Source organism: Rhizobacter sp. P3_B12 (assembly GCF_056402895.1).
The window spans coordinates 1-2,020 of sequence record NZ_JBFUGN010001064.1 but is presented as its reverse complement, the minus strand read 5'-3'; the positions used below and the strand labels follow the sequence as shown (position 1 = coordinate 2,020).

2 protein-coding genes are annotated in these 2,020 nt (G+C 68.6%); one reads left to right on the top strand and one right to left on the bottom strand.

The window, feature by feature from the left end; genetic code table 11:
- The first annotated feature begins 187 nt into the window (after positions 1–187).
- The gene (locus AC1D01_RS32100; RefSeq protein ID WP_477873554.1) at positions 188–1,054 is read left to right on the top strand and encodes an amino acid ABC transporter substrate-binding protein; all 867 of its coding nucleotides are present in this window, start codon (positions 188–190) and stop codon (positions 1,052–1,054) included.
- A 32-nt stretch (positions 1,055–1,086) separates the two neighbouring features.
- On the opposite strand, the gene AC1D01_RS32095 is transcribed toward AC1D01_RS32100, so the two are convergent.
- Positions 1,087–1,866, bottom strand: coding sequence for a DeoR/GlpR family DNA-binding transcription regulator (locus AC1D01_RS32095; RefSeq protein WP_477873553.1), 780 nt, complete (start codon positions 1,864–1,866; stop codon positions 1,087–1,089).
- Positions 1,867–2,020: the final 154 nt, after the last annotated feature.

Sequence of the window (2,020 nt, the reverse complement as noted above, 5' to 3'; positions counted from 1 at the left end):
GTGGGGCGGCTGCCTGCAGGGGGTGATCGTGGCGTTGCTGCCCCACGCGATCGCGGGGGTCCTGTCGTGAAAACGAATGGGTGAGAGTTTCGTCACGCCAGGGCTGAAAGGGTAAACCCTATACTTCGACCCTTTTGGTCGGAGCAGCCGGATGTCGTCCTTTTCTCACCGCATGTTGTGCCTTCTGGTGGCCCTCGGAACCAGCGGCGCGGTGTTTGCCCAATCCCCCACCGACACGCTGGCCAAGGTCCGCGAAAGCAAGGTGATCGTGCTGGGCGTGCGCGAGGCGGCGCGGCCGTTCTCGTTCCTCAATGAACAGAAGCAGCCGGTCGGCTACTCGGTCGACCTGTGCCTGAACGCGGTCGAAGGCATCAGGCGCGAGCTGAAGCTGCCCGACCTGAAGGTGCAGTACAAGGTCGTCAGCGGGCCGGAGCGGATCCCGAAGCTGCTGAGCGGCGAGATCGACATGGAGTGCGGCTCCACCACCAACACCCGCGCGCGCCAGGAGAAGGTCGCCTTCAGCTACACCATCTTCGTCGCCTCGATGCGCCTGCTGACGCCGAAGAACCTGCAGGTCGAGTCGGTGAAGGACCTGAACGGCCTGCCGGTGGCGCTCAGCAAGGGCACCACCTCGGAGAAGCTCTTCAACCAGCTGGCCAACGGCGAGCTGCATGCGCAGCTGACCACCTTCGCGAGCAACGGCGAGGCCTACAAGGCGCTGAAGGAAGGCCGCGTGCGCGCCTTCCCGCAGGATGATTCGCTGCTGCTCGGCCTGGCCTCCAACGACAAGGCGCTCGACACCTTCCAGGTCAGCAGCCTGGCGCTGTCGGTCGAGCCGTACGCGGTGATGGTGCGCAAGGGCGACACCGCGCTGCTCGCCTCGGTGGACCGCAGCCTGTCGCAGCTCTACACCAGCGGCGAGATCAACGCGCTGTACACCAAGTGGTTCCTGACCGATGCGCTGACGATCAAGATGAGCCGCCTGACGCGCGACAGCTTCGTGCGGCCGAACAAGGAAGCCGGCGTCGCGATGCTGCTGGGCTTCTCGATCTGATCGAGCGCGGGTCGATCAGACCCGTCACACCGCTAGACCAGCGTCACCTCGCAGCCGGCGTCGGCCAGCGCGTGCAGGGCGGCCGATTCGCGGGCCCGCTTGTTGGTGATCAGCTGGTGGACCTGCTCGATGCCGCAGAACGCGACCCGGGCGCACACGCCGATCTTGCTGTGGTCGGCCAGCAGCACGGTGCGCCGGGCCTGGCGCACCATCGCGCGCGCCAGCTCTGCCTCCGATGGATCGAAGCTGCTGGCGCCCATGCGCGCCTCCACGCCGACGGGCGAGAGCAGCGCCCAGTCGACCCGCCAGCGCATCACCTCGGCCACGGTGGCATCGCCGTAGTTCGCGGCCAGCTCCGGCCGCGGCCGTCCGCCGAGCACATGCACCTGATGCCGGGGTGAACCACCATCCAGCGTCGGGCTGGCGAGCTTCAAGGCCACGTCGAACGAGTTGGTGATCACCGTGAAGTCGCGCAGCGAGGCCAGCTCCTGCGCCAGCATCGACACGGTGCTGCCGGCATCGATGAACAGCGACTGCCCCGGCTGCGGCAGGCGTGCCGCCGCGCGCACGATCGCGCGCTTGTCCAGCGCGTGGGTCTTGTTGCGCTGCGCGAGCGGCGGCTCGGCGTCGGCATCGCAGGCCAGGACGCCGCCGAACACGCGGCGCAGCTGCCCGGCGGCTTCCAGCGCGAGCACGTCGCGCCGCACCGTCTCTCGCGACACGCCCAGTTCGTTGGCGATGCGCTCGGTGCTGGCCTGTCCGTCGCCGGCGAGCAGGGCCCGGATGCGTTGATGACGATCTTGCTGGAGCATGGGGCGATGATGCCGCAAGCCGCCCCGGGGGGGRCGGCCCGTGCCGGGTCAGCGGCTGAGTCAGCGGGTGAGTCAGCGGGTGACGGCCGGCTGCTCGGCGACCGCGGGGCCGAACATCGCCGGATCGCTGACCAGGTGCGCGCCGGTTTCCAGG

Bases quoted from the DNA above. Each gene is read 5' to 3' on its own strand.
- AC1D01_RS32095 (WP_477873553.1), bottom strand. From the start codon at position 1,866: ATGCTCCAGCAAGATCGTCATCAACGCATCCGGGCCCTGCTCGCCGGC.